At 59.3% G+C, this 1,080-nt stretch carries 1 protein-coding gene and 1 pseudogene; both read right to left on the bottom strand.

Annotated features, from left to right (window positions below; all coding sequences use genetic code 11):
- Window positions 1-92: 92 nt before the first annotated feature.
- Window positions 93-860, bottom strand: coding sequence for an IS21-like element helper ATPase IstB (istB, locus tag AWB68_RS45295; protein ID WP_087650496.1), 768 nt, complete (start codon window positions 858-860; stop codon window positions 93-95).
- 11 nt (window positions 861-871) lie between these two features.
- Window positions 872-1,080 (bottom strand): annotated as a pseudogene (locus AWB68_RS45300) (IS21 family transposase); the annotation flags it as partial.

Here is a 1,080-nt window from a genome sequence, read left to right on the forward strand (position 1 = left end):
TGCGTATTCCGGTGATCGTGACCGCTCATTCCGGCTGAACGTGACCGCTGCGCATGAGATGGTGGTACGCGACTAGATCGTACTATCTGCGGTCACGATGGGTCGATAGTTTGCTCCTTTTTATTGGCTGTCGGTCGCTCTGTGCGGAGGGAGTCGCCTGTCAGATTAAAGCGATGATGGCGCTGCATAATGCGGTCGAGGATGGCGTCGGCGATGGTGGCGTCGCCGATCCACGCATGCCAATGGTCAACAGGCAGTTGACTCGTAATGATCGTGGCTTTATTCGTGGCGCGGTCGTCAATGACCTCCAAGAGATCGGATCGAGTCGTGCTGTCGATGGCGCCCATGCCCCAGTCGTCCAAGACCAACACGTCGGTTTTGGCTAATTGGAGCAGCCATTTTCCGAAGGCACCGCTGCCATGCCGGATGCGTAGTTCTTCCTGCAGTCGGGGCACGCGCTGATAGAGAGCGGAGTACCCCCGCCGACAGGCGTGTTGCGCCAATGCGCATGCAAGCCAGGATTTTCCGGCGCCGGTTGGACCGGTGATCAGGACGCTGTGACCTGCACTCACCCAGTCTCCTAATGCCAGGCTCATTACCTCGCGTCGGTCGATCCCGCGGCCGGAGCGGGCGTCGATATCTTCAATCGCCGCCTGCGCATACTTGAGATGCGCGTTCTTTAGCAGGCGCAGCAACTTGCGGTCGTTGCGGCAATGTACTTCGCGGTCAACTAGCAGCGCCACGCGTTCTTCGAAGCTCATCGCAGCCATGCCGGGTTGAACCAGTTGGTCTTCCAAGCCAGTAGCCAGGCCGTCCAGTTTCAAGGTGCGCAGCTGTGCCAGAGTGGTGTTCATCATCATTTCTGAATGCCTCATTGATAGTAGCCGGGGCCGCGCACGTGGGCGTGATTGGGACTGACCCAGTCGCCAGCGGTTGCGGGCGCGCTTTGGTCGCGGTTGTTCACTAAGATGTTGCGCACGTGGCGATACTGGCAGGCACCGATCTGCAATGCGAGCATGCAGCCCGCTTCAAGTCTGGGCTTGCCGAAACGCTTAGCCAATGACAGCAGACCCAGGCAGG

The organism is Caballeronia choica, assembly GCF_001544535.1.
GTDB lineage: Bacteria > Pseudomonadota > Gammaproteobacteria > Burkholderiales > Burkholderiaceae > Caballeronia > Caballeronia choica.